Raw genomic sequence first — 19992 nt, 5'->3', positions numbered from 1 at the left:
CTTCTCACGATGTGGTCTCCTTGACGGTTTCCTTCCGTTTGCTGCGTGAATGCAGGGGTGCACTGAGTGGAGCCCCGAGGACGTCCTGGATGGTGAGTTCCGTTGTGGCCTCGCGGGCCTTCCGGCGGGATGTTTCCAGGCCACGGGCAATGGAGACAGCACCGAAGGTGAGGACCACTCCGGCCACGAGCACTACGATCAGGGATCTCAGCCGGCTGGAGAACTGCTCTGTGGCGTTGTCAGGGGCGGAGACCATCAGCGAGGTGTAAAGGTACCGTTCGTCGGCGCCATTGGTGCTTTGGATGTCCCGGAGGTCGTTTTCGAGGCGGGTGCCCAGGAATTTGACCGTGGCAATCGACGTGTCTTTACTTTCAGAGGCGGCCGTCAGCTCAATGAGGAAGGATGCGGGCGGGCGCTGGACCGTGAAGTCGGTGCTGAGCCCATCACGGAGCAGGGCGTCGCCGGTGGCATCATCGCTGAGCCTTGTTCCCACCACCTGGGCGATCAGCGAGGAATCCGCGGAGCGCAGGTAGGGGTTGTCACTGTTCAATGAGTTGAGTGCGGGATTCTTCTCCAGCTCTGCAGCGGTGGGAATCTTGGGGTTGACGATCGCGTACGTTGCTTTGGCTTCGTAGGACCTGGGCGCAAACGAGTACACGTACAGGGCTGCCAGGGCTGTGATCAAGAGGACCGGCAGAACGATCACTTTGTGGTGCCACAGAGTTTTGAAGACTGCTATCGGGTCCATGGGGTCGCCTCACTGTTTGAAGGGGTGGAGTCTTCCAGGTCGTTGCCGGGCAAATACGGTCCCGTCTGCCTCCGGGGGTCTGATTCCTTCCGGAGTTCAATTTCGCGGCGGATCATGATCCAGGTACCCCCTCCGAGGCCAACAATGAATGGGTAGGTCAAGGCAAAAACGGGGAAAGCCATGGAATCGAACGTCAGCGAGCAGGCTGCTGCCACCGCTCCCCCGGCTGCTATGGCTCCGGCGAGGGCCCGCAGGGGTGGGATCCGGGAGGCCCGGGCAGCGATGACTGACGACGCCGCCGGGAACACCAGGTAGGCCACCATGCCGATGAACCCCACCAAGCCCAGGGTCACCAGTGAGTTCAGGTATTGGTTGTCCAGGATGTACAACGCGTTGTCCGGGAGGTAGTTGCCGGGTCCCAAGCCCAGGAAAGGCAGCTCCCCGAACATTTTTGCCACCCGCGGGTAGTTGTTGGTCCGTGTGGTCAGTGAAGGGTCGGTTGAGCCTGCCGTGAAGGAGGACATCAGGGTTCCCACCAGGCCCGGGATGGCGACAAAAAGCGCTGCCATGGCTGCCGGAGCGGCCAGCACAGCCCAACGGCGTGCCACCTTGGGCAGGAACGGGATGAAGACCGCCATGCCGATGGCCAGGCCAAGGACACCTGAGCGCGAGACTGTTGACGCGATGGCCACCACAAGGAGGGCTGTTCCTCCCCAGTGGATCCACTTGCGGCCGCGGGGATCATAAATGGCGCGCCAGATGGACAGCGGCAACAGCATGGCGCACACCACAGCCAGTTCAATGGAGTGGAACGTGCTGCCCGCCACCCGGGTGAGGAACCCCCGGACCTGGAAGGCTGTGTTTCCGCCGTTGTCCGTAAAGCCGAGCATCGCGTCTTGGATCCACAGCATGGGATTGACCCTGAACACGAATTGCACCAAGGCAACCAGGCAACAGAAGAGCGCGCCGGCCAGGATTGCCCGGACCAGCGACATTGCGTTGTTGATGCTGCGCACCGCCTCAGTGGTGACCAGGACAATTCCTCCGCTGGCAAGGATAAGGATCAGCCACCGGTCCGCTGCCGCTTGAGCCGAGACGTTGGTGTCGCCCGTGAACCCGGAGAACAACGCAACATAGGAGGCGCACGTGCCCACCCACAGCAGCCCCAGGCCCAGGCGTCCCGGGTTGCTGGTGGCAAAAGGATTGCGGATCCCGAACATGGCGGTGCAGAGCCAGAAGGCCAACAGCATCACCGCGACCATGATGGGGACAGTTCCCACCGCTCCGATGGGTTTGATGATCATGTTGGAGGGAAAGAAGAATACGGCAAAGGCGGAGAACTTCAACAGCAGGCTGACGTTGCCGGGCTTGCTGGTGTCTACCTGAAGGTCCGTGGCTGTCACTGCCGCCGGAACGGAGAATGCCAGCAGCCGCCTGGATTTTCCCATCACAGGCCGCCTTCCCCGGAAGCGGGTGCCCATCCCCGGAGAGACGGTGTGCCACAGGCTTGCTCGATGAAGCCAGCGAACGCATCCTTCGACTCCGACCAGTCGGTTCTTCGCTTCCGGGATATCGCGGCCGCACGCCCCTGGACGTCGGAATGCTCCACGACCTTGGAGAGCGCCTCAGCGACGGCCGACGGGGTGGAATCCGCCCACACGGCCCCATCGTCCTGAAGCAGCCCGGAAGCAAAGGCAGCCCGGTTGAGAACCGGCACAGCGCCGGACGCCAGGAGTTCACCGGGCACCAGGGAGATGTTGGTGAAGGAGATCGCCAGCCCGGCAATCACTTTGTTGTACAGCCGGTTCAGGTCTCCGGGGGGAAGATTGCCGTGGTTGGTGACAGGAATGGACCAGCCCCTGATGACATCTCCATAAATATGGATCTCCTGGTCCGGATGGGAATGGTGGAACATCTCCAACGCCATTTTCGCCAACAGGTAGCCGCGACGATCCACGTTCCTTTTGGCGTAGTACACCACGCCGGTGCGCCGTTGCGTGGTGAGCAAAAGCCGGTATGCGTCCGTGTCACACCCAAAGGGAACAGTAAACGCGGGTTCCTGCCCGAGCTCGGCTTTCATTACCTCGCCGATCATTGAACCAAGGGCCATGGCCGTCAGCCCCAGCTTGTAGCTGTCCTCGGCCAGCGAGTAGAGGAACCCCCGGGGGTGGAAGTACGGCTCGTAGTCCTGGATGAAATAGAAGGAGCGGACGCCCACAGGCGCCCGGGCAGCCACCACGTGCGCGGTCTGCCACGAGCTTGCCACCAGGGCGTCCACTCCTTCCATCCCTTGTGTGGCGCTGCGAACCCCTGCACCCAGCGCCGGCCAGTTGCTTCTGATGGTCTCTTCGTGGCGGTCCACGTCATCTGCATTGCGGTCATAGAGATAGAGCGTGCACTGATGCCCTCGCTCCTCCATGCCGCGGACCATGCGGAAAAAGGTGGTGTGGCCGCCGGAGCCCGGAGCGGGTGGCGTGCACACCCAACCAAGCCGCAAGGCACCTCCACCAGGCAGAGCTCCGGACCGTTGCCCGTTGACGTGCCGCACCTGTACCCGCTGCGGATCCATGATGTCCTGTTCGCGCAGTGGCAACACAGGCTCTTCCAGGTTCCATTTCCCGCTGACAGCCGCCAGGGCCCTGGCAGCCACCAAGCGCGACACCGTAGGCATGCCATCCCTGCTGAGACGGTCGCCGAGCGTCCGGACCCTGCCCCTTGAGGACGTGATCCACTGGGAGTTGGCCCACTGCGATTTGGCCCGCTGCGAGTTGGCCCACTGCGAGTTCATCATGAGCGTCCAGCTCCTGGCACAACCCGGCTGGCCAACCCGGATGGTGCAGGCGATGAGTCCCGTTGGCCCAGCAGCGCCCGGACTTCCCCGGCAAGGCGCTTCCCCGGGACGAACATCAACAGTGCATAAAGAACCACGCCAACGATCGCCCCGGCCGCTACGGCTGCGAACGGATCCGTCATGGTGCGGCTGACCAGCCAGGCGCCACCGCCCGCCGCAGTTGCGGCCAGGAACGCCGGTACGCTCCCCCGCAAAAGGTCCCAGGCGCTGATACCAAGCACCGACGTCAGGGCAACGACATACAAAGGGATCACTACTGCACACGCCACAACAGCGTGGGCCACACCAGCACCGGCAATCCCCCACCGGGAAATACCGATATACAGGGCAGGAGCAAGCGCAACAAGCCAGGCGACCTGAACCCAGAAAAGCCAGACGGTCCGTCCGGCGCCAACGCTGAGGTCAGCGAAGAGCTCCACCAGGATACGGCTGGCGCCGAAGACTCCCAGTGTTGCCAAGGCAACGCCCGCAGGGGCCCAGGCCTGCCCATAAGCGGCAACCACCAGCGGATGGGCCAGAGCCACCACCATTGCCGAGATGGGGAAGGCACAGAACGACACACCGGCCACGAATCGTCCAGCTACCAACCCCAACGAGCCTTCGGTGAAGAGCCTCCCGAAGGTGGGGACCGCCGTCGCCCTGATCACCGCAGTGATCACCGAGCTGGGCAACCCGGCCAGGTTGAAGGCCAACAAGTACAACCCCAATGCCGCGGGATCAAGCATCCGCCCGATCAGTACGTAGTCCGCGTTCAAAGTGATGAACACCACCAGGTTGGCCATGGCCAACGGCATCCCCAGGCGTAGGATCTCCTTGGCCACGGAGCCATCAAAACCCGGCGCATACCGTCGCGGGGTGATGATCCAATAACCCACCAAGGAAACCAACTGCCCGCCCACGCGGGACCACGCAAGAGCCATGGCACCCCATCCGTCCAAGGCCATGGGGATTACCAACACCAGGATGGCCAGCACACTGCAAAGATCGACGACGACCCTGGGCTTCTGCAGGAACTCCCGCCACACCATGGTGGCCGGGACAGCAGAAAGGCCCTGCAGGAAGATGGTGATGGATAGGACCTGGATCACCGGCGTCGCTGCGGGGTCATTGAAGGCCCCTGCGAGCGCCGGGGCCAGTAGGAGAGCGGCAGCGGTCATGGTGGCACTGGTTACCAGGGCAATGCTGAATACGGTGGGGGCTATCTTGTCCGGGTCGCCGTTGCCCCTTGCCAGTGCAGCAGTGGCGCCCAATTCAGCCATGTTGGTTGCGATGGTCTGAACCACGATGGCAACCGCGAGCGCCCCGAAGTGCTCCGGGGCGATCAGCCTGGCCACAATGATGGTGGTGGCGAACTGGACGATCCTGCCCAGCGCCATGTTGACCGCGCCCCACACGGTGGCGCTTGCGGCACGGTTTCCCAGGGTGCGGGCAGGACTGCCGGAGGCCGTCACGATATTCCTGTCATTGCCCACAACCGCCAGCGGATCCGGTCGAGCTGCCCGCGAACATAGCGGGAGGCCGTGATGTCGGCCCTTTGTTTCCTGCCGTTCGAGGCACGGTTGATCCGTGATTGCAGGCTGTTGGCCCTGCGGACAGCCCCGGGAACATCGTGCAGGGATTCTATGAAGTGCCGCAGTTCAACCGCGGAGTCCAGGGAGCCTCCCGCAGTTTCCGTGTAACCCAGTTGCGCGGCCTCCCTGCTGAGTGCGTGCTTGGCCCTGCGAAGCTGCCTGACCCGCTCAGGGGACTTGCCTGGGAAGCGCGGATCTTCCAGGACACGGAAAGCCTCCAGCCGGTGCGCCAGGTCAACGGCGGCCGCTGCGAAGTCCACCTGGTGCATGTTGGAGCCATGCACCCGGTAGAACGCCTGGACCGGTCCGTTGATGCGGCCAACGTCCCATGAGCCGGCGGTCCTCAACCAGTACTCCAGATCGCCCGAGTGGGGGAGGTCGGACCTGTACCCGCCTGTCTCCAGGACAGCGGCGGTCCGCATGACCACTTCCGGCGAGAGGATAAAGTTCCGGCCGCGCACGCAGGCCAGCCGTATCCAACTGCTCCCACTCCATACTGTCCAGGTGCTGCGCTGGTGTTTGGGAAGGGGCGGTGGTTGATCTGTGAAGTCCTTCGGCAGGCCGTACACCATTCCCACGCCGGGGTGGGCTTCCATCAGGGCAGCTGCCCGGGCCAAGGCTCCCGGCGCAATCAGGTCATCGGCGGACAGAAGAGTCACGTAGCGGCCGTTGGCCCGGGACAGGCCGTCGTTGTAGGTGGCGATGTGGCCTTTGTTCACGTCGTGATGGACCACGGAGATCCGGGGGTCTCCCGAGGCCAGCCGCGTGGCTACTGCGAGGCTTCCATCAGGGGAGGCATCGTCAACCACAATGACTTCCACCTCAACGCCCTCCTGGGAGAGTGCACTCCCCACGGCGTCCGGCAGGAAGTGGCCGTAGTTGTAGCAAGGGATCACTACTGTGACCAGCGGACGGCTGGCCAGGGGTGCAGGACGCTCCAGCTTCATAGGGCGCCCTCCAACGCAGGGAAATCGCCGCGCCGTATGACCCGTGCAGGAACCCCGGCCCACGTCTCATTTCCGGGAACATCGGTGAGTACTGCCGCTCCCATGCCGATGGTGGCCATGGGGCCGATGGTCCGGCGCTCGCGGACGCTGGCGTTCATGCCGATGTAGGCGGCGCGCCCAATGCTGACGTTTCCTCCCAGGGATACCCCTGAGGCGAAGGTTGCGAAGTCGGCGATCACATCGTCGTGGGTGAAGGTGACTCCCGGCATGGCCACTACGTGGTTGCCTATGGTGACTGACGCCGTCATGCTGACGTGCGCCAGGATAATGCTTCCCTTGCCGATCCGGCATCCTTCGGGCACGTGGACGGAGGGATCGATGGCGGTGGCATAGCGGTCCTCGGCCAGTCCCAAGGACCGCAGCCTCATCACCACGCTCTCCCTGCCGGAGCCGGACCCGATGCAGACCAGAAGCAACGCGTGGGGGAACTTCAAGGCGTCGCGGATGGGGCCCAGCACGTGGGCGCCGTCCACCACGCGCCCGAGCTTGTCCTCGTCGTCGTCGAGGATCCCGATGACGTTGAATGGTCCGCTGCTCCTCACCATTGCCAGGACCTCCCGCGCCAGCCCGCTGGCGGCTATCAGGAGAAGTTCGCTCATTGTCCCTGTCCCGCCGCTCGAAGTACCGAATCGATGACCCGTACCTGGTCGCCCAATGCGAGCTGGTGGTACAGCGGAAGGATGAGGGTGTGGTCGGTCAGCCATTCCGTGGCGTCCAGTGCTGCGCTGCCGGTGTCTTTGGTGCTGTAGGCGGGCTGCCGGTGCGCTGCCATGATGCCGCGGCGGGCGGAGATGCCGTCCTCCGCCAGGTGGCTGATGAGGGCATCGCGGGACAGCGGGAACTGCGAGTCAACTTCCAGCCAGCATGACTGGAAGTTGGTGATCCCGTACTCCGGATCTGCCACCAGCCGCAGCCCGGGAACTCCGGCAAAGGCCTCGGCGTACGTGGCCGCAAGCTCCCTCCTGCGCTGCACGGCCTGGTGCAGCCGGCCAAGCTGGATGATTCCGACGGCGGCCTGAAGGTCGGTCATGCGGTAGTTGAACCCGACGTCGAGGTACTCTTCGGCGGGTGCAAGGACGCTGGCGTGCCGATCGGCGGCGGATACGCTCATGGCGTGCTCCCTGAGGAGGCGTGACCTGTCTGCTATGTCCTGGCGGGAGGTGGAAAGCATTCCGCCCTCACCTGTGGTGAGGATTTTCCGGGGGTGGAAGGACCACGCCACCACTTCGGCTCCTGCACCCACGGGGCGCCCATGGTAGCGGGACCCAATGGCGCAGGCGGCGTCTTCCACCACGATGATGCCCAGTGGATCGCACAAAGCCCGGATGGGTTCCAGATCCAGGGGAACCCCGGCCTGGTCCACGGCGATGACCGCGGTGGTTGCCGGTGTCAGCGCAGCCTGAATGGTACCGGCGGTGACGCAGCCGGTGCGGATGTCGACGTCGGCAAACACCGGCCGCGCACCCACGTAGGTCGCCGCGTTGGCAGTGGCTATGAACGAAAAGGACGGAACCACCACGTCATCGCCGGGACCTACCCCGGCGGCCGCGAGCGCCAAGTGCAGGGCGGACGTGCAACTGGAGGTGGCAACAGCAAACGTCGCCTGCTGTTCCCTGGCAAAGGCTTCTTCGAATTCACGGACTTTGGGGCCCTGGGCAACCCATCCAGAGGCAATCACCTCCGCCACTGCCTGCGCTTCCTCTGCCCCCAGCCACGGCTTCATCACGTCAATCCGCGCCAGGCTGGTCCTGGCCCCGGTCATCGTGCACCTGCTGCGGGAACTTCTGAAGCAGAAGCCGTCCGGCCGGCTGCTATCTCCCCGCGGAGGGGACGCCACCATGACACCAGGGACCTCAAGCCGTCTTCAAGCCCAATTGCTGCTTCGAAGCCCAGGTCCCTGCGTGCGGCAGAAGTGTCGGCCAATCGTCGCGCCACACCGTTGACGGCCCGTTCCGGTCCGTGCTCCAGATGCAGGGGCGAGTCCATGACGTGAAGCAAGGTCCGCGCCAGTTCCGCCAGGCTGGTTTCTGTTCCGCTGGCTACGTTGTAGGTGCCCTCGTTGACGTCGCTCATGGCTGCCAGGACATTGGCGCGCGCTACGTCCGCGGTGTGGATGAAGTCCATGGTCTGTTGGCCGCTGCCAAAGATCAGTGGCGGCAGACCATCAACGATCCGTTCCATCCACCGGACAAGGACCTCCGTGTACAGGCCGTGGACATCCATTCGGGGACCATACACGTTGAAGTAGCGCAGCATGACGCAGTTCAGGCCGGACATGGCACGGAAGCTTCTGGCCATTCCTTCGTTGAAGGACTTGGCGGCTCCGTAGAACGTGTCGTTGTTGTGATGGTGGTGGTTCTCCGCGGTGGGGAATTCCTCGGCCATGCCGTAAACGGAGGCACTGGAGGCGGCGATCAGCTTGGACACCCTGTGCTCGGCCGCGGCTTCGAAGACGTTGAAGCTGCCATCAACCAACACTTCAAGTGCCAGTCGCGGCTCTTCCGCGCACTGGGTGATGCGGATGGCCGCCTGGTGGAAGACGAGGTCCTTTCCGCGCGTCATGTCATGGATCAGGTCACGGTCGCGCAGATCTCCTTCCACCAGGTTTACCCGGCCGCCGTCGAGGGCGGGCCCGAGGTTGGCACGGCGACCTCTGACGAGGTTGTCCACAATGTCAATGTGCCCCGCACCGGCGTCGAGCAGTTGATCCACCAAGGTGGAACCTATGGTGCCGGCTCCACCGGTCACCAGGATGGTGGCACCCAGCAGCTCTTTCACCGTGCCACCTGCAGATTGACCTCGTTGCCGGCCACCACTGTGGATTGTCCGTCTGAGCTGAGGCTTTGGTTGACAGCTTCGAGGACCGACAGGACACGGAGTCCCGATTCGCCGCTGGTCCGGGGAATGGAGTGGTTGCGGATGGAGGCAGCCAGTTCAGCCACCACCTGTCCCAACGGCTCACGTTCCTGAAGGGCAGGCGACCACGTATCGCCCAGGCGGTAGGAGATGGCGGTGGTACGTTTGTCCGCTGCAGAGCGGGGCTGGTGTTCCAGGCTGACCCCGCGATCGTAGACGCTGAGGCGCTGTTGGGGATTGAGGTCGTCCCACACCAGGGTGCGTTTGGATCCACCGATGATCATTTGCCGGATCTTGGTGGGACTGAGCCAGTTGACGTGGATATGGACCATCGCGTCGTTGGGCAGTCCAAAGGTCAGGTGGCCAACGCAGTCCCTGCCGGTCCCCAGTGGGTCCGCGCCATGGGCTGCTATTTCGGTGGGGTGCAGGCCGCCGGGAAGCACGAAGTCCAGGATGGCGAGATCGTGCGGTGCCAGATCCCAGAAAACATTCACATCCGGTTGCACCAGGCCCAGGTTAATCCGGACTGAATCCACGTACAGGATGTCCCCCAGTGCGCCAGTGGCCACGAGTTCCTGGATTTTGAGGACAGCCGGCGTAAAGCAATAGGTGTGGTCAGCCATCAGGACCAGTCCACGCGCCTTGGCTTCCTCCACCATTTCCATGCCCTTGGCGCGGCTGTCAGCCAGGGGTTTCTCCACCAACACATGCTTGCCGGCACGCAGCGCTGTCATCACCACGCCGTGATGGGTGTGCGCCGGAGTCGCCACGGCTACTGCGTCCAGGTTGTAGGTGTCCAGCAGTTCATCCAGGGATTCCACCACGGGGACATTCCCCACCGCTTCGGCGAGCTTCATGCCGCGTTCAACGTCAAGGTCGCAGATGGCCACGAGTTCCCAGTCCGGGCTGGCTTTCAGGTTCCTCGCCAGATTGGGTCCCCAGTATCCGGCGCCCACCACTGCTATTTGCAATTTTTGCTTCAGGACATGGCCGTTCAAGGGTCCTGACGGGATGGTTCGTATGCTCATTTCCCACTCAACTTCTGTGCTGGTTGCCGGGCCTGGTTTTGCTTGTTGCTCTGTGTTTCGGTGTGACTGCCGCTAGTAGGCGCCTGCGGGGCGTGTCATGGCCCGGAAGGTTCGCCACATGATCATCAGGTCCCCGGCAATCGACCAGTTCTCCACGTAATAGAGGTCCAGCCGGACGGCCTCATCCCAGGGGAGATCGGAGCGGCCATTGATCTGCCACAAACCGGTGATTCCGGGTTTGATGAGGAGCCTGCGGTGGGTGTGCTGTTCATAGGCGTTGACTTCGCGGGACAGCGGAGGGCGGGGGCCAACGAGGCTCATCTCACCCCTGAGCACGTTCCAGAACTGGGGAAGCTCGTCCAGCGAGTACTTCCGCATCCAGCGGCCGCACCGCGTGACCCGCGGATCGCCGCGGATCTTGAAGAGAACCCCGGCGCCCTCATTCTGCTGGGCCAGGTTTTCCAGGTGGGACTCGGCGTCGACCACCATGGACCGGAACTTCAACATGGTGAACGTTGTGCCACGCCTGCCGATACGTTCCTGGCGGAACAGGACCGGGCCGGGGCTGTCCGAGCGGACAATGACCGCCAAGGCAAGCAGCAGCGGCGCGAGCAGCGCCAGCGCCGTCGCCGCCACCGCCATGTCCATGAGCCGTTTCAAGGTGTGCTTGCCGCCTGAGTAATGGGGAATGTCCACGTGCATCAGCGGAAGGCCTTCCACCGGCCGCCAATGAATCCTGGGACCGGCAACATTGGTCAGGGTTGCCGCCAGGACCAGTTCTGCGGCGTTCTCCTCCAACCGCCACCCCAGTTCCTGGATGAACCGGTGGCCGCCCGGCACAGGGCCGGCCACGATGACCGCATTGGCGCCGGTTTGTTCCACCGTCCGGGCGATTCCGTAGATGGAGGACAGCACAGGTACCCGAAGGTGGTCAACGGAGATCACGGTCCCCCGCCGGGCGCCGGGAAGGCAGGCTCCCACAATGCTGTAGGCCGCTCCGGACTTCTTGTTGATCTGCTTGATGACATAGCGGACATCCTGGGCTTCACCAACCACCAAGGCCCTGGACAAACAGCGGCCCTTGGATTTTTCCCGGCTCAACCACCGGCGGAAACTCCACCTGCTGGCCGTCAAAGCCGCCAAGCCAACCGGCAACGACACCACCACGAAAGTACTGAAAGCCTCGATCCGGACAATGACGGCCAGCAACGCCAGGAAGCCGAAAACCCGGACGGTGGCGGAAAGGACCCGCTTGTACTCCTCCGGCCCAATGCCCAGGACTTTAGGATCGCGGGTCCGGTAGATCTCCAAGGCCGCCATCCACGCAGCCCCCAAGAGCAGGGCGATGGCCGGATGCACCACGGGGCCTGCGTCAGAGGTGTTGCGGGCGGTGTCCAGAAGCATTCCGGCCGTGACGGCAGCCGCCACCAGCACCGTGTCTGCCAGGCGAAGGCTGTGGGTCAATACCAGCGTCCATGGTTTCCGGACTTTGTCACTGCTGGTGGCAGAAAGGTCACTGGGAACGGCAGCAGCGCTGGCTTGGGTGACTGACGGCGCGGGGTCCATGGTGATGTCCGGTCCCCGCGCCGCCAGTCCCGCCTTTTCAGTCCGCTGTGCAGCAGCGGACTTGTCAATCCAGGGAGACAACGGCGGATTGACGTCGATGGCAGCAGGGACAGCAGGGAGGGGCGTAGCGCCATGGGGGACCCTTGCACCCTTGGATGCCGTGGCCCTGCCCAAATGCAAGACGGGAACTTTTACCATGTCAGCCTTCTCCTGCAGACCTGCCATTGCCTACCTATCAGTGAAGCTTTGGCCTGGTGACGACGCACCAGTAGTCGGTACTCAAATTTGCCGGTATTTACCTGCAGTCCCTACGTGCGAGTACTCGGCTTGGTGGGCAGGGACTACGTGTTCCGGTACCCGGACGGAGCCACGGCCATGGCGGTTCGGGGCCTGGTTCCAGGGCCTGGCGAGCCGTTTTTGGGCAGAAGAAAACCGGCCACATCATGTGGCCGGTTTGGGGTGGTCCTAGTCCTCCGCTGTCTCCAGGTCTTCGTCCAGCGATTCGTCCTCGTCTTCGTCTTCATCGTCAAAAACCTGAAGCGGGGTCACCTCGGAGAATGCCTCGTACAACGCGTCCTCGTAGACTTCGAAAGCATCCGCTACGGCGAAGAAAGCTGCTTCGACAGTGGGGTCGCCTTCTCCCCTCCGCGCCGAAGCTGCGGCAAGATGTTCTTCCAAGGCGGCGGTCAGTGATTGAAGCGCGACACGCGGATCGATGCTCATGACTTCACGTTAGCCCGAAAAAGACGAAAATGGAGAGGGATGAGAGAACAATTTCCGGGCAGCTCCGTGGAGCGCCAACGAGATTACGCCCGTCAGTACGAGTACCTCGTACTGACGGTTGGACCTGACGACTCACTGCCCGACGCCAGGCGAAGGCTTGCCGAGCACTCCGAATACGGGAAGTGGGAACTCGAACGCAGCGTGCTGTACTTGGGCGGCGGCCGGCGTTTCTGGCTCCGGCGCAAGGTCTACTCGGTGCAGCGGACCGTCTAGGCCTTTCCGGCGTCGGGCTGGGGCTCCAAGGGGCCCAGCCAAGCACTGGCTACGGTGTTGTGCGCGGATTCGTCATTGGAAGGATGGAAAATCCCTGCCAGGACGTCACGGTACAAGCGCTCCATTTCCGAACCCCTGAAGTAACTCGAGCCACCGGTGACCCGGATGGACAAGTCCACTACGTAGCGGGCGTTCTCCGTTGCCCTGGATTTGATGCCCACCAACTTGGGGAACCACTGCGCCCCATGATCCACCAGGGCATCCACGTCCCGGGCCACGCTGGCGATCTGCGGCTGGATCCCGTCCATGGCAAGGGCAGCGTCGGCTACCTTCCACCGGATATCCGGGTCCTGCGCCAGGCTCCGTCCCCCGTACTTGGCGGACACCCGCCGTTTGACGTTGTCCACTCCCAGCCAGAAGGCGCGCTGGGCCACTCCTGTATAGACTGCAGCAAGCAGGGTCTCGAAGCAGGCGAAAATAGCGAAGATCAACAGGTCCCTGTTGGGGCCCACCGGAAGTTTCCGGAAGATGCGCTCCGCCGGCACCACTGCACCGTGGAGCAAGGTGGTGTTGGAAGCACTGGCCCGCATGCCCAGGGTGTCCCAGTCGCTGAGGGTTTCATGGCCCGGGTCCTCGCGATGAACGAAACCGAACACCAACTCCCCCGCACCGTCCCGGGCACCGGCATCTTTCCCGAAGGTGCCCAGGCGGGTCCACCCTTTGGAGAGGCTGGTGAAAATTTTGCGGCCGGTGAAGCTGTAGGCGCCATCCTCCAAGGGCTCGGCCACGGTGCCGGAGTCAAACAACATGGAGTCGTTGCCGGCTTCCGATATGCCGAAGGCAAAGATTTCCCCCTTGCCGGCCTCGCTGAGGACAAAGTCCAGGGAGTCGTCGCCCCGCGCCGCCATGACACGCGCGACGCCGGTCCACACCAAGTGCATGTTCACCGCCAACGCGGTGGCCGGCGCAGCCGTCGCCAGGCGCTGCTGCAGCGCCGCTACCGCTTCGAGCCCCAGCCCAGCACCGCCGTCGGACTCCGGCACGAAGACCTTGAGGTAACCGACAGCAGCCAGCTCCTCCAGGTCCTCATGGAAGAACTGATTGTTCTGGTCATAGCCCGCTGCCCGCCCACGGAGCCGTTCGAGCAGTTCGTCGGGCAGTATTTCTTCGGGTGCCATGGTCGGACCCCTAGTAGTTGGTCAGGAGGGTGTTGAGCACCCGAGCGCCGAACTGGAGGGACTCCGCCGGAACCCGCTCGTCAACGCCGTGGAACATGCCCGTGAAGTCGAGCTCATCCGGCAGCATCAAGGGTGCAAAACCGTATCCGGTGATGCCGATCTTGCTCAGTGACTTGTTGTCCGTGCCTCCGGAAAGCGTGTAGGGCAGGACCTTGGCGCCGGGATCCTCGGAGTGGAGGGCATCGATCATGGAGTCCACCAGGTTGCCCGCGAACGGAACTTCCAAGGAGACGTCCTTGTTGACGTAACTGATGTCGATTCCATCGCCGGCGAGCTCCTTGATGGTCTGGAACACCAGTTCCTGCTGCCCGGGCAGGGTGCGGCAGTCAACAAAGGCTTCGGCAGACTCGGGAATGACGTTGTGCTTGTAGCCGGATCGCAGCAAGGTGGGGTTGGAGGTGTTTTGCAGGGTGGCGCCCACGAAGCGCGCAACTGTGCCCAGTTCCTTGAGGAGGATATCCGGATTGTCGGGGTCGAATTCGACGCCGGTCAGTTCCGTCACGCCGTCCAGGAACTGGCGGGTTGTGGGAGTCAGTTCAACCGGCCAGTTGTACTCCCCGATCCGGGTGACAGCAGCAGCGAGCCGGGTGATGGCGTTGTCCGTGTTGATCTGCGAGCCGTGGCCGGCCCTGCCGTGGGCAACGAGCCGCAACCAGGACAGCCCCTTTTCTGCCGTCTGCAGCAGGTAGGTGCGTTGGCCGCCGATGGTGGCGGAGAAGCCGCCCACTTCGGAAATGGCCTCCGTTGCGCCGTCAAAGAGCTCTCGGCGATGCTCCACTGCATACCGGGCGCCGTAAGTGCCTCCTGCTTCTTCGTCAGCGAAGAAAGCGAAAATGATGTCGCGTTTGGGCTTGCGTCCGGTCCGTGCGAAGTCGCGCATGACGGAGAGGATCATGGCGTCCATGTCCTTCATGTCCACGGCTCCGCGGCCCCAAATCAGTCCGTCCTTGAGTTCCCCACTGAACGGGTCAACGCTCCATTGATCCTTGAGGGCAGGAACAACGTCAAGATGGCCGTGGACCACCAGGGCGTCAGCTGATGGGTCCTCACCGGCCATTCGTGTCACCACGTTGGCGCGGCCCGGGGCGGACTCGAAGATTTCGGCCTCCAACCCCACCTCCGTGATCAGCCCGGCCGTGTACTCGGCGGCAGCGCGCTCACCCGGGCCGGTATCGTCACCGAAGTTTGAGGAGTCAATGCGGATCAGTTCCTGGCAGATCCGTACGACTTCGTCTTCGGGGCGGATGACAGACATGTGGAGATCTCCTTGCTTTGCCGGGGTGCAGCTTCCCAGGACGCACGCCAAGGATTGGCGCTGCTATCCCTGTTTCCTCCAGCCTACTCACCAGCGGCGGCCCGCGTCAGGACTTCGTTGCGCTGTGGGTCATGTCCCGGGATTCGTCAAGAGCCGATTTTTCAGCCACCCGAAAGCGTGTTAGAGTTTTTCTCGCTGCTTCGGAGGAATGTGAAGTGCTTTAGTGCACGGAATGCTTCATCTGAACACCACCTGCGCGGGTGGCGGAATGGCAGACGCGCTAGCTTGAGGTGCTAGTCCTCGAAAGGGGGTGGGGGTTCAAGTCCCCCTCCGCGCACCACAACAAAGTCTGGGATCCACGGATCCCAGGCTTTGTTTCGTTAAAAAGAGTGGCTGGCGGCCCGGGCCGCCAGCCACTGGACGGGGCGGCCGACTGAACAGGGCGGCCGACTGAACAGGGCGGCCGACTGGACAGGGCAATCGGCCGGACAGTTGTCAGGCGGCCAGCGCAGTCACGCTTCCCGTAAAGTGCCGCCGTCCACTGCGTGGGTTCCACGCCACGTAGTCTGACCGTTCCCAGGTCCCGGACGCTGTCTGTGTGGTGGCGATGTCCAAAGCGACCCGGGCCGGAAGAAAGACGGGCGCCTCAAAAGCCACGGTCCACGTGAAGGGGCCGCTTTTCGCCGACCCTACGTCCGCCAGGGCCCGTGACGCCAAGTACATGCCGTGGGCAATGGACCCCCGCAGGCCCAGGGCCTTTGCGGAAAGCACGCTCAGGTGGATCGGGTTGAAGTCCCCCGACACGGTGGCGTAGCTCCTGCCGGTGTCCAGGCCCAATTGCCACAGGGCAGTGGGATTGGGCGGCCTGAAATCCGCCGGCGCACCGGTCACGGCACCCGCCTTGTCGATGCCCGGCAGGAACACGCCCTTCGCCAGGTACGTTGACACGCCGCGCCAGAGCAACTCACCGCTGCTGCTGGAACGCACCTCAGCCAGAATGTCCACCTGCGTTCCGGCTCTGTGCGCTGACAGGTTCTCTGCCCAGGATCTGATGTCCAGGGTTTCCGGGAACTGGATGGGCACCAGTTGATCCACCGTGTTCCTCAGGTGGATCATTCCCAGGAGGGGAAGGGGGAAATCGTCCCGGCTCATGACGCTCATGGACACGGGAAAGGCCAAGGCGTGCACATAGCCTGCGGGAAGCACGTCACTTGCTGTCTCCCCCACCAAGTGCTGGAAAGCCGTGAGGTTTTCGACATCCGCACGAATGCCCTTCACCTCGTGGCTGAAGGACGGCAGCTTCCGGCTGCCGTTCGAGTTGCCCAAAACCCGACGACGGGCGGCGGCTGCGGCGGCATTGACGTACAGCTTGGGCAGGGACGGCAACTCCCCCAGCAGCAGGGGCTCGGGGACGGTCATGCCCCCACCAACTGCTGGCCACAAACGCGCAGTACACCGCCGGAAATTCCCCCGGCAGCATCGCTGGCAAGGAAGGCGATGGCTTCGGCAACATCCTGTGGTTGGCCCCCCTGCTTGAGGGAGTTCAGCCTGCGGGCTGCTTCACGGATGGCCACCGGCATTTTGGCAGTCATCTCGGTCTCAATGAATCCGGGGGCAACTGCGTTGATGGTTCCGCCACAAGCGGCCAGGAGTGGCGCCGTGGCCCTGACCATGCCCATGACGCCGCCCTTGGAGGCCCCGTAGTTGGTTTGGCCCCTGTTGCCGGCGATGCCACTGGTGGAGGCAACCGACACGATACGCGGCGAATCCTTGAAGTGTTCCGACGCCAACAGGGCTTCATTGATTCTGAGCTGGGCCGCGATGTTGACGTTGATCACGGTCTGCCACCGCGATTCGTCCATGTTGGCCAGGAGCCTGTCGCGGGTGATGCCTGCGTTGTGCACCACGATGTCCAGGCGGCCGTGGCGTTCCACCGCGTGGTCGATGATGCGGTGGCCGGCGTCGTCCCTGCTGATGTCCAGTTGGAGGGCTGTACCCCGGATCTCGTTGGCCACCGCTGCCAGATGATCGCCTGCTGCAGGGATGTCCACGGCAACCACGGTGGCGCCGTCCCGATACAGGGTCCGCGCAATTGCGGCACCGATTCCGCGTGCTGCCCCCGTCACCACAGCCACCTTGCCTGCCAGGGGTTTACCGGCGTCGGCGGGCAGATGACCGGAGGTGGTGCCGACCGTCAGGAACTGACCGTCCACATACGCCGAGCGCCCGGACAGCAGGAACTGCAAAGCTCCAAGAACGGACGGGCTGGTGGTAGCGAGGTCTTCGGCCAGGAGGATGCCGTTGGCAGTCGCTCCCGCCCGCAGTTCCTTTCCGAGCGAGCGAACCATGCCATCAATCCCCTGCCGGGCTGCAGCGACAGCCGGAGTGGCCGCCGACTGCGGGGTCCGCGAAACAGTGATGACGCGGCCGTTGGTGGCCAGGTCGCGAAGCGAGGCGGCCACCGGCAAGACGGTTTTGCCGAGGTCGCCGGGGTGCTGGACGGCCTCGAGGACCATGATGATGGCTCCCAGTTTTTCCTTCGGCAAGGCGTGGCGCCTGATGTCCAGGCCCCAGCCCACCATGGTGGTGGCCAGGTCATCAGCGCCCGGCCCATCGCCTGCCACCAGGACAGGCCCGGTCACCAGGGGCGCTCCCGGCTGGTACCGGCGGAGCTCCACTGGTTGCGGCAAGCCCAGTTTCCTGGCAACGCTCTTGCCAAGCCCGCGGTTGACGAGTTGTGTATAGGTATCAGTCACTGCTCCCCCTCAGGCCGCTTCCAGAATGGCAACGACGCCTTGGCCGCCTGCTGCGCACACGGAGATCAGGCCGCGGGCAGGGCGGCCGTCAACGGTGCCCTTCTCATGCAGCATTTTCGCAAGGGAGGCCACAATCCTGCCACCCGTGGCAGCGAAAGGATGGCCCGCAGCCAAGGACGATCCGTTGACGTTCAGCTTGGCCCGGTCCACCTTGCCCAAGGCACCGTCGAGTCCCAGCCTGGTACGGCCGAATTGTTCGTCCTCCCATGCTGCCAACGTGCTCAGCACGGTCCCGGCGAAAGCCTCATGGATTTCAAAGTAGTCAATGTCCTCGAAGGTCAGGCCGTGGCGGGCAAGCAACCGCGGCACGGCGAAGACGGGAGCCATCAGCAGGCCGTCCTTTCCATGGACGAAGTCGACGGCGGCCGCCTCGCCGTCCACAACCGTAGCCAGGGCGGGCAGGCCGTGGGAGTCTGCCCAGTCCTTGCTGGCCAGCAGGACCGTGGAGGCACCGTCCGTCAACGGTGTGGAGTTGCCGGCGGTCATGGTTGCCTCTGCTCCCAGGTTCTTGCCGAACACAGGTTTCAGGGCGGACAGCTTTTCCAGCGAGGTATCGGCGCGGAGGTTGGAGTCCTTGGAAAGCCCCCGGTAGGGCGTGATCAGGTCATCAAAGAAGCCCCGCTCATATGCAGCCGCCAGATTCCGGTGGCTGTGGAAAGCCAGCTCGTCCTGGGCCTCACGGGCGATTTTCCATTCAGCCGTGGTCAGCGCCTGGTGTTCGCCCATGGAGAGTCCCGTCCGGGGTTCCCCGGTGGAAGGAGCATCCGGCGCAAGATCCTTGGGCCGGAGGCGGCTGAGAACTTTGATCTTCTGCACGGGCGTCTTCGCGCGATTGAGGTCCAGCAGGATCTCGCGGAGCCCCTCGCTGACGGCGATCGGGGCATCGGAAGCTGAGTCCACGCCGCCGGCAATTCCGGAGTCAATCTGGCCCAACTTGATCTTGTTGGCCAGGCCCAGGACCGTTTCAAGGCCGGTGGCGCACGCCTGTTGGAGATCGTAGGCAGGGGTTTCGGGAGACAACGCGGATCCCAGTACTGCTTCACGGGTGAGGTTGAAGTCCCTTGAGTGCTTCAGGACGGCGCCGGCGGCGACTTCTCCAATGCGTTCATCCTGAAGGCCGAACCGTGCAACCAAGCCGTCCAAGGAGGCCGTGAGCATGTCCTGGTTGGAGGACTTCGCATACGCGCCCCCGGACCTGGCGAAGGGAATACGGTTGCCGCCTACAACCACTGCGGCCCGCAGCGGCGTGGTGGTGGCTTGTTCCCGGGGTGCGCCCTGGGTGGCATCTGCTGCAGCCATGGTGGTCTCCTTCGATCGTGGCCAGTTACTGATACCCAGCGTACCTGATACGCTGGGTATCGTGAACATCCCCCACGAGATATCCAGTCCCCTGAAGCCGGCCGGCGAGGATGCGGCAATAGACGGCCGCACGGCGCGCTGGAATTCACACCGCCAGGAGCGGCGTGGAGAACTCATCAAGGCGGCCCGCAAGGCAGTCCACCGGCTGGGCAGCGAGTCTTCCATGGAGGACATCGCCAGTGCCGCTGGAACCTCCAAGTCAGTGTTCTACCGCTACTTCGGAGACAAAGCGGGCCTCCAGCAAGCCATGGGAGAAGTGGTACTGGGGCAAATGCAACGGCGCCTCCAGGAAGCTGCGCAATTGGCGCAGACTCCCCGGGAAGGACTGTTTGCCATGGTCTCCGCGTACCTTCAAATGGCCGAGTCCAGCCCCAACGTCTATGCCTTCATCACCAGGCTGACTCCCGGAGAAGCGTCAGCGCAGGACGCCATTGCGGCCTCGGGCGCCCTGGGAAACTTCTTTTCGCAGATCACCGGCATGCTGGCAACGCCCATGCGGGAACATCTGGCCCCGGAAAACCAGGCCGTACTGGTCTACTGGCCAACGGCTGCGATCGGGCTGGTCCGGAATGCCGGGGAAATGTGGCTTGGCAGTCCGGAGAGCGCTGACAAGCCGGACCAGGCCACCATGGCCGCAAGGATCACCGACTGGCTTTGCCTGGGCATAGCCCCGGAACTCAAGACCACCACCTGAAATTCAA

At 63.5% G+C, this 19992-nt stretch carries 18 protein-coding genes and 1 tRNA gene; 3 read left to right on the top strand and 16 right to left on the bottom strand.

Going from position 1 to position 19992, the window contains the following annotated elements:
* Positions 1–4: 4 nt before the first annotated feature.
* From JOE60_RS09390 to JOE60_RS09340, 11 genes are all read right to left on the bottom strand, one after another.
* Positions 5–748, bottom strand: coding sequence for a Wzz/FepE/Etk N-terminal domain-containing protein (locus JOE60_RS09390; RefSeq protein ID WP_167266467.1), 744 nt, complete (start codon positions 746–748; stop codon positions 5–7).
* Positions 736–2196, bottom strand: coding sequence for an O-antigen ligase family protein (locus tag JOE60_RS09385; RefSeq protein WP_167266472.1), 1461 nt, complete (start codon positions 2194–2196; stop codon positions 736–738). Before JOE60_RS09385 ends, JOE60_RS09390 begins: the two co-directional genes overlap by 13 nt.
* Positions 2196–3539, bottom strand: a complete 1344-nt coding sequence (locus JOE60_RS09380; RefSeq protein ID WP_167266477.1) for a glycosyltransferase family protein — start codon at positions 3537–3539, stop codon at positions 2196–2198. Before JOE60_RS09380 ends, JOE60_RS09385 begins: the two co-directional genes overlap by 1 nt.
* Positions 3536–5050 carry an oligosaccharide flippase family protein gene (locus JOE60_RS09375; protein ID WP_167266481.1) on the bottom strand — a complete coding sequence of 505 codons (1515 nt, stop codon included), beginning with the start codon at positions 5048–5050 and terminating at the stop codon, positions 3536–3538. Before JOE60_RS09375 ends, JOE60_RS09380 begins: the two co-directional genes overlap by 4 nt.
* Entirely contained in the window at positions 5047–6117 is a 1071-nt protein-coding gene (locus tag JOE60_RS09370; protein WP_167266486.1) for a glycosyltransferase family 2 protein, read from the bottom strand. Before JOE60_RS09370 ends, JOE60_RS09375 begins: the two co-directional genes overlap by 4 nt.
* Positions 6114–6776, bottom strand: a complete 663-nt coding sequence (locus JOE60_RS09365; protein WP_167266491.1) for an acetyltransferase — start codon at positions 6774–6776, stop codon at positions 6114–6116. The genes JOE60_RS09370 and JOE60_RS09365 overlap by 4 nt, the downstream gene beginning before the upstream one ends.
* Positions 6773–7939 (bottom strand): DegT/DnrJ/EryC1/StrS family aminotransferase, encoded by a 1167-nt coding sequence (locus tag JOE60_RS09360; RefSeq protein ID WP_167266494.1) that lies wholly within the window; start codon positions 7937–7939, stop codon positions 6773–6775. The genes JOE60_RS09365 and JOE60_RS09360 overlap by 4 nt, the downstream gene beginning before the upstream one ends.
* Positions 7936–8955 (bottom strand): NAD-dependent epimerase/dehydratase family protein, encoded by a 1020-nt coding sequence (locus JOE60_RS09355; protein ID WP_167266497.1) that lies wholly within the window; start codon positions 8953–8955, stop codon positions 7936–7938. The genes JOE60_RS09360 and JOE60_RS09355 overlap by 4 nt, the downstream gene beginning before the upstream one ends.
* Positions 8952–10061 carry a Gfo/Idh/MocA family protein gene (locus JOE60_RS09350; RefSeq protein ID WP_167266502.1) on the bottom strand — a complete coding sequence of 370 codons (1110 nt, stop codon included), beginning with the start codon at positions 10059–10061 and terminating at the stop codon, positions 8952–8954. The genes JOE60_RS09355 and JOE60_RS09350 overlap by 4 nt, the downstream gene beginning before the upstream one ends.
* A gap of 72 nt (positions 10062–10133) precedes the next feature.
* A complete protein-coding gene (locus tag JOE60_RS09345) occupies positions 10134–11825 on the bottom strand; it encodes a sugar transferase (RefSeq protein ID WP_167266506.1) in 1692 nt (563 codons plus the stop codon).
* A gap of 267 nt (positions 11826–12092) precedes the next feature.
* On the bottom strand, positions 12093–12350 hold the full coding sequence (locus JOE60_RS09340; RefSeq protein WP_167266511.1) for a hypothetical protein: 258 nt from the start codon (positions 12348–12350) through the stop codon (positions 12093–12095).
* A gap of 39 nt (positions 12351–12389) precedes the next feature.
* Between JOE60_RS09340 and JOE60_RS09335 the strand changes: the two genes are divergently transcribed.
* Positions 12390–12623: a DUF5703 family protein gene (locus JOE60_RS09335; protein ID WP_011774832.1), complete on the top strand. Its 234-nt coding sequence runs from the start codon at positions 12390–12392 to the stop codon at positions 12621–12623.
* Here the strand turns inward: JOE60_RS09335 and JOE60_RS09330 are convergent.
* Positions 12620–13801 (bottom strand): acyl-CoA dehydrogenase family protein, encoded by a 1182-nt coding sequence (locus tag JOE60_RS09330; protein WP_167266516.1) that lies wholly within the window; start codon positions 13799–13801, stop codon positions 12620–12622. The genes JOE60_RS09335 and JOE60_RS09330 overlap by 4 nt on opposite strands.
* Before the next feature lie 10 nt (positions 13802–13811).
* Positions 13812–15116 (bottom strand): M20/M25/M40 family metallo-hydrolase, encoded by a 1305-nt coding sequence (locus JOE60_RS09325; RefSeq protein WP_167266519.1) that lies wholly within the window; start codon positions 15114–15116, stop codon positions 13812–13814.
* A gap of 254 nt (positions 15117–15370) precedes the next feature.
* Here JOE60_RS09325 and JOE60_RS09320 point away from each other — a divergent pair.
* Positions 15371–15456 (top strand) — tRNA-Leu (locus tag JOE60_RS09320).
* Between the two features lie 155 nt (positions 15457–15611).
* Here the strand turns inward: JOE60_RS09320 and JOE60_RS09315 are convergent.
* From JOE60_RS09315 to JOE60_RS09305, 3 genes are read right to left on the bottom strand one after another with little or no spacing between them, the layout of a single operon-like run.
* A complete protein-coding gene (locus tag JOE60_RS09315; RefSeq protein ID WP_167266522.1) occupies positions 15612–16535 on the bottom strand; it encodes a MaoC/PaaZ C-terminal domain-containing protein in 924 nt (307 codons plus the stop codon).
* On the bottom strand, positions 16532–17872 hold the full coding sequence (locus JOE60_RS09310; RefSeq protein ID WP_167266526.1) for a 3-oxoacyl-ACP reductase: 1341 nt from the start codon (positions 17870–17872) through the stop codon (positions 16532–16534). Before JOE60_RS09310 ends, JOE60_RS09315 begins: the two co-directional genes overlap by 4 nt.
* A gap of 9 nt (positions 17873–17881) precedes the next feature.
* Positions 17882–19231, bottom strand: a complete 1350-nt coding sequence (locus JOE60_RS09305) for an acetyl-CoA C-acetyltransferase (protein ID WP_167266529.1) — start codon at positions 19229–19231, stop codon at positions 17882–17884.
* Between JOE60_RS09305 and JOE60_RS09300 the strand changes: the two genes are divergently transcribed.
* On the top strand, positions 19230–19985 hold the full coding sequence (locus tag JOE60_RS09300; protein ID WP_167267063.1) for a TetR/AcrR family transcriptional regulator: 756 nt from the start codon (positions 19230–19232) through the stop codon (positions 19983–19985). The genes JOE60_RS09305 and JOE60_RS09300 overlap by 2 nt on opposite strands.
* Positions 19986–19992: the final 7 nt, after the last annotated feature.

Source organism: Paenarthrobacter ilicis (assembly GCF_016907545.1).
GTDB classification, from domain to species: domain Bacteria; phylum Actinomycetota; class Actinomycetes; order Actinomycetales; family Micrococcaceae; genus Arthrobacter; species Arthrobacter ilicis.
The sequence above is the reverse complement of the archived record's forward strand: the minus strand, read 5'-3'. Positions and strand labels throughout refer to the sequence as shown.

Bases quoted from the DNA above. Each gene is read 5' to 3' on its own strand.
- JOE60_RS09360 (WP_167266494.1), bottom strand. From the start codon at position 7,939: ATGACCGGGGCCAGGACCAGCCTGGCGCGGATTGACGTGATGAAGCCG.
- JOE60_RS09325 (WP_167266519.1), bottom strand. From the start codon at position 15,116: ATGTCTGTCATCCGCCCCGAAGACGAAGTCGTACGGATCTGCCAGGAA.
- JOE60_RS09300 (WP_167267063.1), top strand. From the start codon at position 19,230: ATGGTGGTCTCCTTCGATCGTGGCCAGTTACTGATACCCAGCGTACCT.
- JOE60_RS09330 (WP_167266516.1), bottom strand. From the start codon at position 13,801: ATGGCACCCGAAGAAATACTGCCCGACGAACTGCTCGAACGGCTCCGT.
- JOE60_RS09350 (WP_167266502.1), bottom strand. From the start codon at position 10,061: ATGAGCATACGAACCATCCCGTCAGGACCCTTGAACGGCCATGTCCTG.
- JOE60_RS09335 (WP_011774832.1), top strand. From the start codon at position 12,390: ATGAGAGAACAATTTCCGGGCAGCTCCGTGGAGCGCCAACGAGATTAC.
- JOE60_RS09305 (WP_167266529.1), bottom strand. From the start codon at position 19,231: ATGGCTGCAGCAGATGCCACCCAGGGCGCACCCCGGGAACAAGCCACC.
- JOE60_RS09315 (WP_167266522.1), bottom strand. From the start codon at position 16,535: ATGACCGTCCCCGAGCCCCTGCTGCTGGGGGAGTTGCCGTCCCTGCCC.
- JOE60_RS09385 (WP_167266472.1), bottom strand. From the start codon at position 2,196: ATGGGAAAATCCAGGCGGCTGCTGGCATTCTCCGTTCCGGCGGCAGTG.
- JOE60_RS09390 (WP_167266467.1), bottom strand. From the start codon at position 748: ATGGACCCGATAGCAGTCTTCAAAACTCTGTGGCACCACAAAGTGATC.
- JOE60_RS09340 (WP_167266511.1), bottom strand. From the start codon at position 12,350: ATGAGCATCGATCCGCGTGTCGCGCTTCAATCACTGACCGCCGCCTTG.
- JOE60_RS09380 (WP_167266477.1), bottom strand. From the start codon at position 3,539: ATGATGAACTCGCAGTGGGCCAACTCGCAGCGGGCCAAATCGCAGTGG.
- JOE60_RS09370 (WP_167266486.1), bottom strand. From the start codon at position 6,117: ATGAAGCTGGAGCGTCCTGCACCCCTGGCCAGCCGTCCGCTGGTCACA.
- JOE60_RS09345 (WP_167266506.1), bottom strand. From the start codon at position 11,825: ATGGTAAAAGTTCCCGTCTTGCATTTGGGCAGGGCCACGGCATCCAAG.
- JOE60_RS09365 (WP_167266491.1), bottom strand. From the start codon at position 6,776: ATGAGCGAACTTCTCCTGATAGCCGCCAGCGGGCTGGCGCGGGAGGTC.